Source organism: Nocardia cyriacigeorgica NBRC 100375 (genome assembly GCF_000308555.1).
GTDB lineage: Bacteria > Actinomycetota > Actinomycetes > Mycobacteriales > Mycobacteriaceae > Nocardia > Nocardia cyriacigeorgica.
In genome coordinates, this window is sequence record NZ_BAFY01000209.1 from 1 (window position 1) to 15,500 (window position 15,500).

A 15,500-nucleotide genomic window follows, 5' to 3' on the forward strand; every position below is an offset into this window, starting at 1 on the left:
GCACCGGATCGATCTCGACCGCCACCACCGAATCGACCACATCGAGCAGCGCCAACGTCAGCGAACCGAGGCCGGGCCCGACCTCGAGCACCGTATCGTCGCGCCCGACGCCCGCGGTCGCGACGATCCGCCGCACGGTATTCCCGTCGTGCACGAAATTCTGGCCGAGCTGTTTGGTCGGCCGCACGCCGAGCCGTTCGGCCAGCGCCCGCACTTCGGCGGGGCCGAGCAACGCGGCACTTCCGCGGGCGGAGATTTCGGCATCGGACACCCGATGAACCTACCAACCCGCGGTCGGCGGACCGTTCACACGGGAGGTCATGGGCCGGTCAGCGCACCGGTGCCGCCCGGCTCACACGGCACGACGCGATCGTCAGCCCTTCATTCCCGCGAGGAAGGCATCGATCGCCGCCCACATCCGCTCATCGACCTGACCGTGCTCTCCGGTCCCGACGACGGTTCGGAAGTCGGTCCCGTTCGCCGCCAGCTGCGCGATCAACGCCGCATGCAGCGGCGAGGGCACCACCGTGTCGGTCGCGTTGGCCAGCACCAGGATCGGGGCGTCGTAGCCGCGCACCGGTACCTGCATGTACTCGGTCAGCGCGGTGCGCATCGGCTCCTCGGCCAGTGGGCGGGCCAGCAGGTCGCCGATACTCAGCCCGTCGACCCGTTCGATGATCCGGTCCAGGCACATGTCGCCGACCTCGTCGAGCACCGAACGGCCCAACGGGGTGAGGTACCCGTCGACGGCGATATCGGGCCGGGCCTCGCGTAGTCCGGCGAGGATGCTCACGATGAAGCTCAATCCGTCATCGACCAGCGGCAGCGGCGGGACCTCCGGCCCGGCCAGCGGCAGCAGCTTCTCCACATCGGATTCCGGGTCGACGGCGATGGTGCCGCGGAAGTCGAGTTCCGGCGCGTAGGTGGACTGAAGATGCCCGGTGCCGAGCGCTGCCTGCCCGCCCTGCGAGATACCGAGAACCGCCCAGGTGGGCGACAGTTCGGGATGGGTGGCGCGGGCCGCGCGCACCATGTCGATGGTGGCCGTGGCCTCGGTGCGCAGTTCGAGGTAGGGGTGCGGGCCGGTGTCGAAGGTGCCGAGACCGAGGTAATCCGGCGCGACCACGGCGAAACCCTGCGACACCAGCCGCCGCAGCAGCAGATCCTGGCGGCCCTGCATGCCGGGGAACGGCGCGGTGTCGGGTGTGGCCATGCCTCCGCAGCCCTTGCCGAGGCCGCTGGTGCCGTGGTCGTAGGCGATGATCGGCCAGCCGCCGGGCGGCGGCGTGCCCTCCGGTAGCAGCAGCGCTCCGCTGGCCGGGCGCGGCGTGCCGTCCGAGCCGCTCATCCAGTATTCGATGACCGAACCACCGCTGACTCCGTGCCAGCCGTCGGGCCGGGCGGTCACCGAGATCACCGAGCCCGGCGGATCCGCCGAGGCCGGGGCCTGCACGCCGGCCAGCACGGCGGTGGCCGACACGGCGACGGCGAGCATCGACCGCCCGGCCACGTGCAGCAGATTCATCGAATCGCTCCTCTGCCCCGACCCTCGTACGCACAAATCTGGACGAGTGTACGACAGCAGGCATGGCCGCGATGGCCGACGGGAAATCCGCGCGCGGGACAGGGCCGCGATATGCCGCGAGCGCCACTATGTCGTCGGAAGTGGCGCTCGCGATATCCGGGCCCGGCTAGCTCAGGCCCAGACGACTGGTGCAGGAGGGCCAGGCGCCCCAGCCCTGCTTGGCGCGGGTCACCTCGGCGATGGCGATCTGCTCTTCACGGGTGGCGAGATCGGCGCGGGGTGCGTATTTGAGCCCGCCCTGGCGCTCCCAGGTGCTCTGGTCGAACTGGATGCCGCCGTAGTAGCCGTTGCCGGTGTTGATCTTCCAGTTGCCGCCGGCCTCGCATTTGGCCAGTGCGTCCCAGATATCGCCATTCTGCACGGGCGGCACCTCGGTGCCGGGTTTGGCGCCCTTGCGGATGGTGCGCGGCTGGGCCGCCACCTTGACCTCCGAGGAGATCTCCCTGCGCGCCACCTCCGCGCCGTTGACCAGGGTGACCTCGAAGGTGACGTCATGCACGCCCGGGGCACCCGCGTTCTCCACCACCGTGCGGCTCATGTTCATGGTGGGGTCTTCGATGACGTTCTCCGGCGGCGCCAGCGGCAGCGTCTCGGTGCGCGTCTCGAGCTGCTTGCGGGTCACCGTGATGCGCATGTCGTCGGTCAGCCGGGTGTCGGCCGATGGCTCGACGACATCGTGTTCGCGCAGCGGGGCGCCGGCGAGGGCGAGCAGTTCGCCGACGGTGGGCGCGGCCAGCCTCATCTGCCTCGGCCCGGCGGTGCCGTCGATCACCGAAACCGTCCGCGGGGTGGCCACGGTGAGCGCGGCGCCGTCGAGCTGCAGTTCCTGGCTGCGGCCGCGGTGGACGAAGGCGTCGTCGGCGATGCCCCATTCCGCGAGCGCCGCACCGGCGGTGCGGCCGGTGGTCCAGACCCGTTCGGTGCGGCCGTCGAGGGTCAGTTCGATCTCCCGGCCTCGGTCGAGGGTGATGGTGGCGCCGTCGGTGACGGCGGAGCCGGCCGAGGGCGTGACCTTGTCCCGATCGCCGATCTCGAAACCGGCGTCCTTCAGCACTCCGCGCACATCACGCGACATGGACGTCTGCGTCGATTTCGCACCGTCGACGACGACGGTGACGGTTTTGCGGTTCACGATCGCCATGACGGCGCCGACGATCAAAATCATCAGCAGCGCCGCGATCGCCGCGTACAACAACGGCGACCGAGACGAGTTGATCCTCGCTAATGGGGACATGGTCACAGGACGATAACGAAGACGTCCCCCTGGAACAACCGCGCGCCGTGGAGCAGCAATTTTTCACATTACGATCAGGTATAGACAGTGCAGGTAGATCACAAACCATTACCGGTAAGTGATCTGGGACACATTTTTATTCGACCTGCGAAAACGTCAGAATCGGTATACCCGGCGCGCATTCGCTGTGCTGATCTCCGCCAATTCGGCGGGATCCTGGCCGCGCAGTTCGGCGAGAGCGCGCATCGTGTACGGCAGGCAATACGGCTCGTTCGGCGCGCCACGGAACGGATGCGGCGTCAGGTACGGCGCGTCGGTCTCCACCAGCACCAGCTCGTCGGGTACCACCTTGGCGGCCTCACGCAGCTCGTGTGCGTTCTTGAAACTGACCGTGCCGGAGAAGCTGAGCAGATACCCCTCGGCCACACAGGCCAGCGCCATATTCGTGTCGGAGGAGAAGCAGTGGAAGATCACCGTGTCCGGCGCGCCTTCGTCCAGCAGCACGGTCAGCAGATCGTGATCTGCTTCCCGGTTGTGGATCATCAGCGGTTTGCCGGTGCGTTTGGCCAGGTCGATGTGCCAGCGGAAGCCTTCGATCTGGGTTTCGATATCGGCGCAGCCGTCGAGTTTGCCCGGCCAGTAGTAGTCGAGGCCGGTCTCGCCGATGGCGACCACGCGCGGATCGGCGGCCAGCCGCTCGAGCTCGGCCTTCGCGGCGTCGTCGAGGGCGTTGGCTCGGGTCGGGTGCAATGCGACCGCGGCGTGGACCCGTTCGTCCCAGTGCGCGGCCCGCACCGCCCACTGCGCTGCCGCGAGATCGTCGGCCACGGTCACCACCTGCCCGACGCCCACCGCGGCGGCACGATCGACGATGACCTTCACCGACTCGGCATCGTCGGCGCCGCACGCATCCAGATGGGTGTGCGCGTCGACCAGCGGAGCCAGCGGTTCGGGCGCTTCGGGAGCGGGCCGTTTCGCGCTCATCGGAGCGCACCGCCCGTCGCGGTGACCCGGCGGTGCGCTGAGGGGATATTCACGCGGAGCTCAGATGGCACGCGCATTACAGTAGATGCACCATGACCGAGCGCAGCGAGCCTATCGAGGCACCAGCCTTCTACATCACCACGGCCATCGCGTACCCCAACGGTGCGCCGCATATCGGGCACGCCTACGAGTACATCTCGTCGGACGCCATCGCCCGGTTCAAGCGCCTGGACGGCTACGACGTGTTCTTCATGACCGGCACCGACGAGCACGGCCAGAAGATGCAGCAGGCCGCGACCGCCGAGGGCATCCCGGTCGAGGAGCTCGCGGCGCGCAACTCGGATGTGTTCGAGCAGCTGCACAAAGCGCTCGATATCTCCTTCGACCGGTTCATCCGCACCACCGACGCCGACCACGAGGTCGCCAGCGTCGCGATCTGGGAGCGGATGCTCGAGGCAGGAGATATCTACCTCGACAACTACTCCGGCTGGTATTCGGTGCGCGACGAGGCGTTCTACGCCGAGGAGGAGACCACGCTGCTCGACGACGGCAGCCGCATCTCCACCGAGACCAAGACCCCGGTGGAGTGGACCGAGGAGTCGAACTTCTTCTTCCGGCTGTCGAAATATCAGGACAAGCTGCTCGAGCTGTACGAGACGCAGCCGGAATTCATCGCGCCCGCAACGCGTCGCAACGAGATCGTCAGCTACGTCAAGGCCGGTCTGAAGGACCTGTCGATCTCCCGCACCACCTTCGACTGGGGCATCCCGGTGCCCGGCCACCCCGATCACGTGATGTACGTGTGGGTCGACGCGCTCACCAACTACCTCACCGGCGTCGGCTTCCCCGACACCGAATCGACCGCGTTCCAACGGTTCTGGCCGGCCGACCTGCACATCATCGGCAAGGACATCACCCGCTTCCACGCCGTGTACTGGCCGGCGTTCCTGATGTCGGCGGGTGTGCAGTTGCCCAAACGCGTGTTCGTGCACGGGTTCCTGTACAACAAGGGCGAGAAGATGTCGAAGTCGGTCGGCAATGTGATCGACCCGCTGGCCCTGATCGACACCTACGGCCTGGACGCGCTGCGCTTCTTCCTGCTGCGCGAGATCTCCTACGGCCAGGACGGCAGCTACAGCCACGAGGCGATCGTCAGCCGGATCAACGCCGACCTGGCCAACGAGTTCGGCAATCTGGTGCAGCGCAGCCTCACCATGGTCGCCAAGAACTGCGACGCCATGGTGCCGACGCCGGGTGAGTTCACCGATGAGGACCGCGCCCTGCTGGACCGGGCGAACGGCCTGCTCGAGCGCTGCCGTGCCGAATTCGACGCCCAGCAGCTGCATCTGGCGTTGGAGGCGATCTGGCTGACCCTGGGCGAGACCAACCGCTACTTCTCCGCACAGGCGCCGTGGGCGCTGCGCAAGTCCGGCACCGACGAAGACCTGGCCCGAATGGCGACGGTGCTGTACGTGACGCTCGAGGTGGTGCGCATCGTCGCCATCCTGGTCCAGCCGGTGATGCCCGGTTCGGCGGCCAAGATCCTGGATCTGCTGGCGGTACCGAACCGGACCTTCGCCGATATCGCGACGCCGCTGGTGCCCGGGGTGGCGCTGCCCGCGCCGGAGCCGGTGTACCCGCGCTACGTCGAGCCGAAGGACTGAGCGCTCAGGTCCAGCGGGCGAGCAGCCGGTTGGCTTCGGCGGCGAGCGCGTACTGCAGGTAGGGGCCGAAGCTGATCCGGGCCACCCCTTGATCGGCCAGCAGCACCTTGTCCGCCTCGGCGGGCAGGCCGATCGCGTTCACCGGCAGCGGGAGTTCGCTGGTCAGCCTGCGCATATCGGCGTCGGCGTGGCGCCCGACGGGGTAGAGCACGTCGGCGCCCGCGTCAGCGGCCAGGCGCAGCCGTTCGATCGCGCGGTCCATCCGGTCGGCGTCGTCGCCGATCTTGCGCAGGAACAGGTCGGTGCGCGCGTTGACGACCACGTGCACACCGGCCGCGTCGGCGAACTGACGCAGACCGCGCACGAAATCGGCGTGTTCCTCCGCGCCGCGCAACCGTCCGCCCTCACTGTGCACGGTGTCTTCGATATTGAGCCCGACCGCGCCCGCGCCGAGCAGCCCTTCGATCAGCTGCGCCGGTTCGAGTCCGTATCCGGACTCGATATCCACCGACACGGGCACCTCGACGGCGCCGGTCACCTGACGCACCCGGGCCAGCAGCTCGTCGAAACTCATCCCTTCGCCGTCGGCGCGTCCCACCGAATCCGCGACCGGATGGCTGCCCATCGTCAACGCCGCGAACCCGGCCTCGACCGCGAGGTTCGCCGACCAGGCATCCCATACCGTCGGCAGCACCGCCGGATCACCGGGCCGGTGCAGTGCGAGTAGTTCCTTGGCCTTGTGCTCGAGAGAGGTCATGGGTCGATCATGGTGGTGCCACCGGCTTTGTGCACGCGCACGCGATACCGCCCTGGTCGCGCCGCGCGCCGGTCGGCCGGCCCGGCAGGTGTTCGCGAGCATCTCGCCGCGCAGGTCCTGCTGGCGACCGTTATCCGCGCTGCCGGTGTCACCGAGCGCCGCAGTGAGGAGTCCGCCGCCCACCGGCGGGCCGATCGCTGATCGAGGGACGCCGGCTCACGGGCGGGGCGGATGAGTACTCAGGCACCGGTCTCGCGGCGCGCGGCCAGGACCGCGTCGTAGAGCTCCTTACGGGAAACGCCGGTGGTGGAGGCGATCTCGGCGCACGCCTCTTTCAGGCGCACGCCCTCGTCGACGCGCGCTTCGACCTCCGCGACCAGGTCGGCGGGTTCGGCGGTGCTCGGCTGGGCGCCTTCGACGACGACGGTGATCTCGCCGCGCGCGCCGTCGACGGCCCAGGCCGCCAGGTCGGCGAGGCTGCCGCGCACGACTTCCTCGTAGGTCTTGGTCAGCTCCCGGCAGACGGCGGCGCGGCGATCCGGCCCGAGCACCTCGACCGCGTCGGCCAGGCAGTCGGCGAGCCGGTGCGGCGCCTCGAAGAACACGCAGGCGCGGGGTTCGGCGACCAGGGTGCGCAACCACTCGCGGCGCTGACCGGATTTGCGCGGCGGGAATCCGTCGAAACAGAACCGCTCCACCGGCAGACCGGACAGCGCCAGCGCCGTGGTGACCGCCGACGGACCGGGCAGGCAGGTGACCGGCAGTTCGCGCTCGACGCAGGCGGCGACCATGCGGTATCCGGGATCGCTCACCGATGGCATACCGGCATCGGTGACCAGCAACACGGTCTTACCGGAGTCGATCTCCTCCAGCAGCGCGGGGATGCGCGCGGTCTCCACGTGGTCGTAGAAGCTGACCACGCGGCCGCCGATCTCGATCCCGAGCGCCTTGGCCAGTGATCGGGTGCGGCGGGTGTCCTCGGCGGCGACGACGTCGGCGGTGGCCAGAGCCTCGCGCAGCCGCTGGGACGCGTCACCGATATCGCCCATCGGCGTCGCCGCCAGCACCAGCCTGCCGGTCACCGTTGTCCCGCCTCGACTGCCTCGCTCGTCACTACCCGCACCCTTGGCAGCGTACGGCCATGTGCGGTGCGCGCCCGAATGCGGCGGCCCGGTCGACGGGCAGCCGTCGCCCCAAGACCCGAGGCGGCACTCAGCAGCCGGCGAAGGGAGCTGCTGCCCTGCCACCGCCGAGCGCGCACCACCTCGCCCGGCGAATACGGCGGCCGAGACCGCACAGCATACGATCGGTTCGTGACCCAGGTGACCGACCAGCGCTCCGTCGCGCCCTCTCGGCCGATACGTTCCTGGTCGAGCCCCGCACCGCTGCGCCCCTCCCCCGATTTCGGGCCGCTCGATACCGCCCGCGGCTGGCTGGTGACGGCGTTCCTCACCGCGCTGGCGGCGGTGACCCGGTTCACCATGCTCAACTACCCGACCGACGGTGGCACCCCGGTCTTCGACGAGAAGCATTACGCGCCGCAGGCGTATCAGATCCTGAAGGGCGGCGGGGTCGAGGACAATCCCGCGTACGGGCTGGTGGTGCATCCGCCGGTCGGTAAGCAGCTGATCGCGTTCGGTGAGGCGCTGTTCGGTTACAACGGGTGGGGTTGGCGTTTTTCGGCCGCGCTGGCCGGCACCGTGCTGGTGCTGCTGGTGATCCGGATCGTGCGCCGGATGACGCGCTCGACCATGATCGGCGCGATCGCCGGACTGCTGTTGATCGCCGACGGCGTCACCTTCGTCTCCTCGCGCATCGGCATGCTCGACATCTTCCTCGCGCTGTTCGCGACGGCGGCGTTCGGCTGCCTGATCGTCGACCGCGATCAGGTGCGCGAACGCATAGCGCGCGCCGACGCCGAGGGCCGCATCGGCGACAGTCCGTTCGGGCCGCGGCTCGGGGTGCGCTGGTGGCGGTTCGGCGCCGGTGTGCTGCTCGGGCTGGCCTGCGGCACCAAATGGTCGGGGCTGTATTTCATCGCCGCGTTCGGTCTGCTCAGCGTGTGTTTCGACCTCGCGGCCCGGCGCGCGTACCGGGTGCGCAGGCCATGGGCCGGTACCGCGTTGCGCGATGTCGGGCCCGCGCTCTACGCCCTGGTGCTCGTCCCGATCGGGGTGTATCTGGCGTCCTACTGGGCGTGGTTCGCCAGTGAGACCGGCTTCAGCCGGTGGGCCGTCGGCAACGAGGTGGGCAGGGGCGGTGCGTTCTCCTTCGTCCCCGACGCGTTGCGCTCGCTCTGGTACTACGGCGCCAAAGTGCTGGAGTTCCATGAGGAGCTGACCAACTCGGCGGGCAACCATCACCCGTGGGAGTCCAAGCCGTGGACCTGGCCGATGGGGCTGCGGCCGATGCTCTACTACTACGCCGACTCCGGCGTCACCGGGTGCGGGCAGAACCAGTGCGTCAAGGCCGTGATGCTGATCGGCACGCCCGCCCTCTGGTGGATCGCGTTCCCGGTTCTGGCATGGGCGTTGTGGCGCACCATCGTGCGCCGCGACTGGCGCTACGCCGCGGTGCTCACCGGATACGCCGCCGGCCTGCTGCCGTGGTTCATCACCCTGGATCGGCAGATGTATTTCTTCTACGCCGTGGTGCTCGCGCCGTTCCTGGTGATGGCGGTGGCGCTGGTGCTCGGCGACATTCTCGGGCCCGCGCGCCGGGTCCCGGTGCCGCGCGGGCCCACCGGCACGTTCGTGGCCGCGCCGCCGACCGAGCGCTATCGGCTCGGGCTACTCATCGTCAGCCTGTATCTGGGCCTGGTGATCGCCAACTTCATCTGGCTGTGGCCGATCCTGACGGCCATGCCCATCACACCGGGCAATTGGCAGGACCACCTGTGGCTGCCCAGTTGGCGCTGAACGCCCGCGGTCAGCTCTCCAGCGCCGCCTGCACGTAGCGCAGCGCCGCGTCGTCGTCGAGGCCGAGCCTGCGTATCGCGGCGACGTATTCGGTGGCGGCCCGGCCGGCCTGGTCACGGGTGGGATCGCCGGAGGAGGCGATGAACGAGCCGAGCCTGCCGCGGGTTTCGAGGACGCCGTCGGCCTCCAGTTCGCGGTAGGCGCGGGCGACGGTGTTCGGGGCGAGACCGAGCTGAGCGGCCAGCGCGCGCACCGTGGGGATTTTGGTGCCTGCGGTCAACGTGCCCGCGCGCACCTGCGCCACGATGCCGAGCCGCAACTGTTCGTAGGGTGGCACGGTAGATTCGTGCGACACGGTGATGTCGAGCATGGCCCCCAGCTCACACGTCATCCCGGGACAGCGGGCACGACAGGCAGCGCGGACCGCCACGGCCGGAACCCAATTCGGATCCCGGGATGGGCAGTACCTCGATACCGGCGTCCAGCAGCCGGGCATTGGTCATTTCATTGCGTTCGTAGGCGATCACGACACCCGGCTGCAAGGCGAGGGTGTTGTTGCCGTCGTCCCACTGTTCCCGTTCGGCGGTGACCCCGTCCAGTCCGGTGTCGATCACCCGCAGTTTCCCGATGCCCATGGCGTCGGCGGCGGCGGGCAGGAACGGGTCGGGCCCGCGCATGGTGACGGTGCCGCCGTGGTCGTAGTCGTCGCCGCGGTGGATGGTGAATGCGGACAACGTTTCCCGCACCGCCGAGTACATGACCACCGCGTCGGTGTCGACCATCGTGCACACGGTGTCCAGGTGCATGGTGGCGCGGTTCTGCGCGATGGGCACGACCAGCACCGTGTGGGCGAGGTTGTCGTCGAAAAGACTGCGCGCCAAGGCTTCCGCCCCGGCGGGCGAGGTACGTTCGCCGACGCCGACGGCCAGCACGCCGGGTGCGAGCAGCAGTACGTCGCCGCCTTCGATGGGCGCGGTATGGGATTCGTAGGCGCGGCGCACCCCGAGGAAACGCGGGTGGAAGGCGTAGACGAGGTCGGTCAGCGAGGTCTCGCGCATCCTGGCGGGCAGCGCCAGCGCCGTGATCGCCACGCGCGGGCCGACCCAGAACGAGGAATCCCGGGTGAACAGCAGATTCGGGAGCGGATCGATGACGAAATCGCCGCCGTGATGCATCCGGCGCACCAGTGAGGTGTGGTCGGGCCCGAACGGCAGTTCGTCGAAGGTCATGCCCGCCATCAAGATCTCGGCCAGCTCCCTGGCCTGGACGCCGCGCAGGTAGGCGGCGAGTTCGTCGGCCAGGCTGTGCCCGAGCCTGCGGGCGTCGACGGCGGCGGAGATGCCCTGGATGCGCGCTGCCCCGCTGACGGCGAGGGTCTCGGCCAGCAGATCGGCCAGCAGCAATACCTCCACCCCGCGGTCGCGCAGCACCCCGGCGAAGGTGTCGTGTTCCTGCTGGGCGCGTTCGACCCACGGGATGCCGTCGAAGAGCAGTTGATCGTTGTTGCGCGGGGTGAGCCTGCGCAGCTCGTTGCCCGGCCGGTGCAACAGCACCGTGCGCAGAGCGCCGACCTCGGAGGTCACCGCGAGTCGCGGCGCGGGCGCGGGTTCGGTGCCGGGGTCGGTGTCCCATCCGTCACCGGGAATCGGGCCGCTGCCGGGGTTCGCCGGTACCGCATCTGTTCCCATGTTCCGACCGTAGTTCGCCGCGGCTCGGACGGCACGGAATTGATGCGCGGTGTTTATGGCGCACGTGTGGCGATTCGCACCCGCGCACCAGAGAACCTAAAGTAGGGTTGAGGTAAAGGAGGAGTGCCGAATGACGACAGCAGATTGGCGAGCCAAGGAGCTGACCCCCGGTCAGCTGTCCGAGCGTAGCGGAGTAGCGGTCTCCGCGTTGCACTTCTACGAACGCGAGGGGCTCATCTCTAGCCGCCGCACCAGCGGCAACCAGCGCAGGTACGCAAGGGAAACGCTGCGCCGGGTCGCTTTCATCCGGATCTCCCAGCGGGTCGGGATTCCGCTGAGCGAGATCCGCGACGCCCTCGACCGGCTGCCGGAGGGCCGCACCCCCACCCGGCGCGACTGGGAGACACTGTCCACCACCTGGCGCGCGGACCTCGACGAACGCATCACCCAACTGGTGCGCCTGCGCGACAACCTCACCGGCTGCATCGGCTGCGGCTGTCTGTCACTCGGCAGCTGCAAGATCGTCAACGAGTTCGATCACCTCGGCGACGAGGGCCCGGGCGCGCGCGTGCTCGATGTGCACCTCAACTGCCCGGACGACGTCGACGCTACCGGGAATCCGATGTGCGCAGAGAACTCCGCAGCCTGCTGAACTGCACATTGGCCACCCGCATCAGCAGCTCGTAGGGGAAGGCGAACTTGCGCTTCCACCAGTAGCCGAACCGGATGTCGAAGGAGGTGTAGACGATGAACCGGTTGCGTTCGATACCGCGCAGGATCGCCGTCGCCACCTTTTCCGGCGCGACGGCGTGGCGGGTGAATCGGGTGACCAGCTTGCCGACCCGCGGATCCTCCTTGTCCACGCCGACCAGCTCGAAGCTCTGTACCAGCGGCGTATTCACGGCGCCGGGCGCGACCAGATGCACCGAGATGCCGTGCTGGGCCAGCTCGAAGCGCAGCACCTCCGACAGCCCGCGCAGGCCGTATTTGCTCGCGCTGTAGGCGGCGTGCCAGGGCAGCGCGAGCAGCCCCGCCGCCGAGGAGACGTTGACCAGCGCACCGCCACGCCCGGCCCGCACCATCTCCGGTACGAACGTCTCGATCACATGGATCGGGCCCATCAGGTTGACGTCGACCATCCGCTGCCAATGCCGATGCTCGAGGGTGTCGACGGTGCCCCAGACCGAGGTGCCCGCCACATTCATGACCACGTCCACGCTGCCGAACCGGGAGTGCACGTCGGCCCCGAAGGCGGCCACAGCCTCGTGATCGGTGATATCGAGCGGCGTCGCGACCAGCACCTTGCCGCCGTCACGCTGGATATCGGCGACCGTGGCGGCCAGTCCGGGCGCGTCGATATCGGTGAGCACCAGTTCGGCCCCGCGCGCGGCGGCCGCCAGCGCGGTGGCCCGTCCGATCCCGCTCGCCGCGCCCGTGATCAGGGTCTTGGCCCCCTCGACCGTCGTCCTCCGGCGTGCCCGTACCCGACCCATCGATCCCACATCCGATCCGCTCGTCCATCAGTGAATGTCAGCCGGACATTACCGACCGGCGCGGGGTTGGGGAACGGTTCGCTCAACCACCGAGCACGGCGAGCATGCCGGCGACCGCGGCAGGCCAGGTGAACTGCTCGGCGCGCCGCCGGGCGGCGGCGCGACGGCCGGCCGGCGGCAGGGCCAGCACCTCGGTGACGGCGTCGGCGAAGGCCGAGGGATCGTCGTCGGCGACCGCGCCGCATTCGGCGGTGACGATGTCGGCCAGTGCCGAGGAGCGGCTGGCCACCACCGGCGTCCCCGCGGCGAGCGCCTCGAGCGCGGCAAGGCCGAAGGTTTCGTGTGGGCCGGGGGCGAGCGAAACATCGGCCGTCGCCAGCAGTTTCGCCACCATCGTGCGATCGCTGATGAAACCGGTGAAGTGCACCGCGGGCAGCCCGCCCGGCAGCGGTGCCAGTGATCGCGCGCGCCGCTGCAGCGCGTCGCGGCGGGGTCCGTCGCCCGCCACCACCAGCCGGGCCTCCACGCCGGCCTGGCGCAGCTCGGCGACCGCCTCGATGCTGCGATCGACCCGCTTCTCCACCGAGAGCCTGCCGCAGTGCACCAGCAGCGGATGGCCCGGCACACCGAGATCGGCGCGCAGGCCGTGATCGGCGCGGCGCGGACTGAACAGGTCGAGGTCCACACCCAACGGCACCAGTTCGACATTCGGCGCGCCGATCCGTTCGAATTCCGCGCGCGCGAAATCCGTTGTGCAGACAACCCTGTCGTATTGGGCGGCGGTGCGCCGGTTCGCCACATCCGCGCAGCGGCGGGCCAGCGCCCGCGGCATGATCTGGCCGAGCAGCCGGTCGAGGCGTTCATGGGAGATCATCACGCTCGCCACATCGCGGCGCCGGGACCAGCGACCGAAGCCACGCAACGTCAGCCGGTCCGACACCTCGAGCACGTCCGGGCGCAGCCCGCCGAGGACGTCGGCCACCCGGCGCGGATCGGCCGCCCGGTAACCGCCTGTCCCAGGAATCGCCAGCGCGGGCAAGGTGATCCGCACGACGCCGGTCGGCAGCAGCTCCTCACCGCGGCGGGGACCGGGCACGATCAGCACCACCTCATGGCCTGCCGCCACATAGCCTTCGCCGAGATGATGCAGCGCGGTGCGCAACCCACCCGACCGCGGGCCGTAGAAGTTCGCCAGCTGCACGATGCGCACGCCGCCGATGGTGACGCGCACCGGGTTACCGCCGGAACCGTCTCGTCGAACGGCACGTGAACAGGCGTGAAAGAACCCGCCAACCGGGCTCAGCGCGCGGTGAGGTTCCGGTCGGCACGCGGCAGATCCAGGTTCAGCGGGATCCGCCCGGCGGCCAGATGCTGCTCGACCTCCTCGGCCGGCATCGGCCGCGCGATCAGGAAGCCCTGTGCCCGGTAGCAGCCGAGCCCCACCAGGGTGCGCGCCGCGACCGGGGTCTCGACACCCTCGCCGACGACACCGAGTCCGAAGGAACCGGCCAACCCGATGATCGACTTCACGATCGCCAGGTCGTCGGTGCTGGCACCGAGACGCTGCACGAATCCGCGGTCGATCTTCACCGCGTCGACCGGAAGCGCCTTCAGGTGCGACAGCGAGCTGTAGCCGGTGCCGAAGTCGTCGATGGCGATCTGCACGCCCATCCGCTTGAGTCCGCGCAGTGTGACCTGGGTGCGGGCCAGATCCTGCACCACCACATGCTCGGTGATCTCCAGGCAGACCGAACTGCCGTCGATGCCGAACATGCGCAGGATGTCCTCGATGCGTTCCACGAAGTCCAGGCTCACCAGCTGCACCGGCGAGACGTTGATCCGCATCACCACGTTCGAGGCCAGGCCCTGCCTGCGCCATTCGGCGAACTGGGCGCATGCCGAGCGGATCACCCAGCGGCCCAGCTCACCGGCGAGGTTGGTGGCCTCGGCGACGGTGACGAACGCGCCGGGCGGCAGCAGACCCCTGGTCGGATGCAGCCAGCGCACCAGCGCCTCCATGGCCACGATCCGGCCGGTGCGCAGATCCACCTCGGGCTGATAGTGCAGGATCAGCGAACCGTCCGACACCGCGCCGCGCAGGTTCAGCTCGACGTCGTCCTGGAGTTCGAACTGCGCGCGCATGGCGTCGGTGAAGATGGCGACGCCGTTGCCGCCACCGGATTTCGCCGAGAGCAGCGCGTGGTCGGCGCGCCGCAGCACGTCGGCCACCGTGGTCTCGCCCGGGATGCCGACCGCGACGCCGATGCTGGCGGCCCGGCTCACCGACTCGCCGCCGACGGTGACGCGGCGGCCGATCAGCTGCTGGATGCGGCCCGCCTCGTGTTCGGCCGCCACCGCGTCCATCGGTTTGGCGGGCACGATGACGAATTCGTCGCCGCCGAGCCGGGCGATCATGTCGTTGGGGTCGAGGTTCTCCCGCAGCCGGGTGGACAGGCTGCGGATGAAGTTGTCGCCCGCGGTGTGGCCGAGGAAATCGTTGAGCGCCTTGAGCCGGTCCAGATCCAGGAAGAACGCCGCGACAGGGCCGGGGCTGCCCTCGCTGAGGCGCTGTTCCATGTGTTCGAGCAGGGCGCGGCGGTTGGCCAGCCCGGTGAGATCGTCGTGCAGGGCGATGTAGCGCAGCCGTTCCTCGGCCACCACCCTGGCCTGCAGCTGCGCGAACAGTGCAGCGATCGCCTTGAGCACATTGAGCTCGCGGGTGCTCCACTCCCGGTCGCCGACCTTGATGAAACCGAGCAGGCCGGTGGACTGCCCGCGCGAGACCAACGGCACCGCCGCCGAGGTGACATTCGGCAGCCCGGAGGCGCGCTGAATGGTCTCCTGATAGTCGGCGTCGGAGCCGGTGACCAGGAACGGTTCGGTGGCGTGTTCGAGCGCGCGGAACACCGAATCGGCCTGTTCGAAATACACCACCCGCAGCGGGTCCGGATCGGGCACGTTGGCCCGATGTGGCCATTCGGCCACCAGCACCGTCGCCCGGCGCTCGGGATCGGTATGCCGGACGTAGCTGAAATCGACGTCGAAGTATTCGACCAGCGTGGCCAAGACCTTTTCGGTCGCCGACACCATCGTCGTGGCGTCGACACCCATGAGCTCCGCGGCGACCTCCGTCACCAACGAGTCGAGCGTCCGCCGAGGCACTTTGTCTCCGATCGC

Annotated in this window: 14 protein-coding genes; 3 read left to right on the forward strand and 11 right to left on the reverse strand. The window is 69.1% G+C overall.

Annotated features, from left to right (window positions below; all coding sequences use genetic code 11):
* The 4 genes from RJ05_RS21460 to RJ05_RS21475 form a co-directional block, all read right to left on the reverse strand.
* On the reverse strand, positions 1-271 hold a 271-nt coding region (locus tag RJ05_RS21460), incomplete at its 3' end, for an rRNA adenine N-6-methyltransferase family protein (RefSeq protein WP_036539946.1).
* Between the two features lie 102 nt (positions 272-373).
* Positions 374-1,525: an alpha/beta fold hydrolase gene (locus tag RJ05_RS21465; RefSeq protein WP_036539948.1), complete on the reverse strand. Its 1,152-nt coding sequence runs from the start codon at positions 1,523-1,525 to the stop codon at positions 374-376.
* Positions 1,526-1,691: 166 nt separating this feature from the next.
* Complete coding sequence (locus tag RJ05_RS21470) at positions 1,692-2,819, reverse strand: resuscitation-promoting factor (protein WP_036539950.1); 1,128 nt, start codon at positions 2,817-2,819, stop codon at positions 1,692-1,694.
* A gap of 156 nt (positions 2,820-2,975) precedes the next feature.
* Complete coding sequence (locus RJ05_RS21475) at positions 2,976-3,803, reverse strand: TatD family hydrolase (RefSeq protein WP_036539951.1); 828 nt, start codon at positions 3,801-3,803, stop codon at positions 2,976-2,978.
* A gap of 92 nt (positions 3,804-3,895) precedes the next feature.
* Here RJ05_RS21475 and metG point away from each other — a divergent pair, with 92 nt between their 5' ends.
* Positions 3,896-5,467: a methionine--tRNA ligase gene (gene metG / locus RJ05_RS21480; RefSeq protein ID WP_036539952.1), complete on the forward strand. Its 1,572-nt coding sequence runs from the start codon at positions 3,896-3,898 to the stop codon at positions 5,465-5,467.
* 4 nt (positions 5,468-5,471) lie between these two features.
* On the opposite strand, the gene RJ05_RS21485 is transcribed toward metG, so the two are convergent.
* Positions 5,472-6,224, reverse strand: a complete 753-nt coding sequence (locus RJ05_RS21485) for an isocitrate lyase/PEP mutase family protein (protein WP_036539986.1) — start codon at positions 6,222-6,224, stop codon at positions 5,472-5,474.
* Positions 6,225-6,463: 239 nt separating this feature from the next.
* A complete protein-coding gene (gene rsmI, locus RJ05_RS21490) occupies positions 6,464-7,306 on the reverse strand; it encodes a 16S rRNA (cytidine(1402)-2'-O)-methyltransferase (protein WP_036539954.1) in 843 nt (280 codons plus the stop codon).
* 231 nt (positions 7,307-7,537) lie between these two features.
* Here rsmI and RJ05_RS21495 point away from each other — a divergent pair, with 231 nt between their 5' ends.
* Positions 7,538-9,142 (forward strand): dolichyl-phosphate-mannose--protein mannosyltransferase, encoded by a 1,605-nt coding sequence (locus RJ05_RS21495; RefSeq protein ID WP_036539956.1) that lies wholly within the window; start codon positions 7,538-7,540, stop codon positions 9,140-9,142.
* Between the two features lie 10 nt (positions 9,143-9,152).
* Here the strand turns inward: RJ05_RS21495 and RJ05_RS21500 are convergent, their stop codons facing one another.
* On the reverse strand, positions 9,153-9,512 hold the full coding sequence (locus tag RJ05_RS21500; protein WP_036539957.1) for a GntR family transcriptional regulator: 360 nt from the start codon (positions 9,510-9,512) through the stop codon (positions 9,153-9,155).
* Between the two features lie 10 nt (positions 9,513-9,522).
* Positions 9,523-10,830, reverse strand: a complete 1,308-nt coding sequence (gene arcA / locus RJ05_RS21505) for an arginine deiminase (protein ID WP_249040469.1) — start codon at positions 10,828-10,830, stop codon at positions 9,523-9,525.
* A 130-nt stretch (positions 10,831-10,960) separates the two neighbouring features.
* On the opposite strand from arcA, the gene soxR reads away from it, so the two are divergent.
* Entirely contained in the window at positions 10,961-11,482 is a 522-nt protein-coding gene (gene soxR, locus RJ05_RS21510; RefSeq protein ID WP_036539959.1) for a redox-sensitive transcriptional activator SoxR, read from the forward strand.
* Here the strand turns inward: soxR and RJ05_RS21515 are convergent.
* From RJ05_RS21515 to RJ05_RS21525, 3 genes are all read right to left on the reverse strand, one after another.
* Entirely contained in the window at positions 11,439-12,323 is an 885-nt protein-coding gene (locus RJ05_RS21515; RefSeq protein ID WP_036539961.1) for an SDR family oxidoreductase, read from the reverse strand. The genes soxR and RJ05_RS21515 overlap by 44 nt on opposite strands.
* 82 nt (positions 12,324-12,405) lie before the next feature.
* Positions 12,406-13,533 (reverse strand): glycosyltransferase, encoded by a 1,128-nt coding sequence (locus RJ05_RS21520; protein WP_036539990.1) that lies wholly within the window; start codon positions 13,531-13,533, stop codon positions 12,406-12,408.
* Positions 13,534-13,622: 89 nt separating this feature from the next.
* Positions 13,623-15,458, reverse strand: coding sequence for a putative bifunctional diguanylate cyclase/phosphodiesterase (locus RJ05_RS21525; protein WP_269472975.1), 1,836 nt, complete (start codon positions 15,456-15,458; stop codon positions 13,623-13,625).
* Positions 15,459-15,500: the final 42 nt, after the last annotated feature.

Coding starts and splice junctions, on each gene's coding strand:
- soxR (WP_036539959.1), top strand. CDS start 10,961: ATGACGACAGCAGATTGGCGAGCCAAGGAGCTGACCCCCGGTCAGCTG.
- RJ05_RS21485 (WP_036539986.1), bottom strand. CDS start 6,224: ATGACCTCTCTCGAGCACAAGGCCAAGGAACTACTCGCACTGCACCGG.
- RJ05_RS21515 (WP_036539961.1), bottom strand. CDS start 12,323: ATGGGTCGGGTACGGGCACGCCGGAGGACGACGGTCGAGGGGGCCAAG.
- RJ05_RS21475 (WP_036539951.1), bottom strand. CDS start 3,803: ATGAGCGCGAAACGGCCCGCTCCCGAAGCGCCCGAACCGCTGGCTCCG.
- RJ05_RS21500 (WP_036539957.1), bottom strand. CDS start 9,512: ATGCTCGACATCACCGTGTCGCACGAATCTACCGTGCCACCCTACGAA.
- metG (WP_036539952.1), top strand. CDS start 3,896: ATGACCGAGCGCAGCGAGCCTATCGAGGCACCAGCCTTCTACATCACC.
- RJ05_RS21470 (WP_036539950.1), bottom strand. CDS start 2,819: ATGTCCCCATTAGCGAGGATCAACTCGTCTCGGTCGCCGTTGTTGTAC.
- arcA (WP_249040469.1), bottom strand. CDS start 10,830: ATGGGAACAGATGCGGTACCGGCGAACCCCGGCAGCGGCCCGATTCCC.
- RJ05_RS21465 (WP_036539948.1), bottom strand. CDS start 1,525: ATGAATCTGCTGCACGTGGCCGGGCGGTCGATGCTCGCCGTCGCCGTG.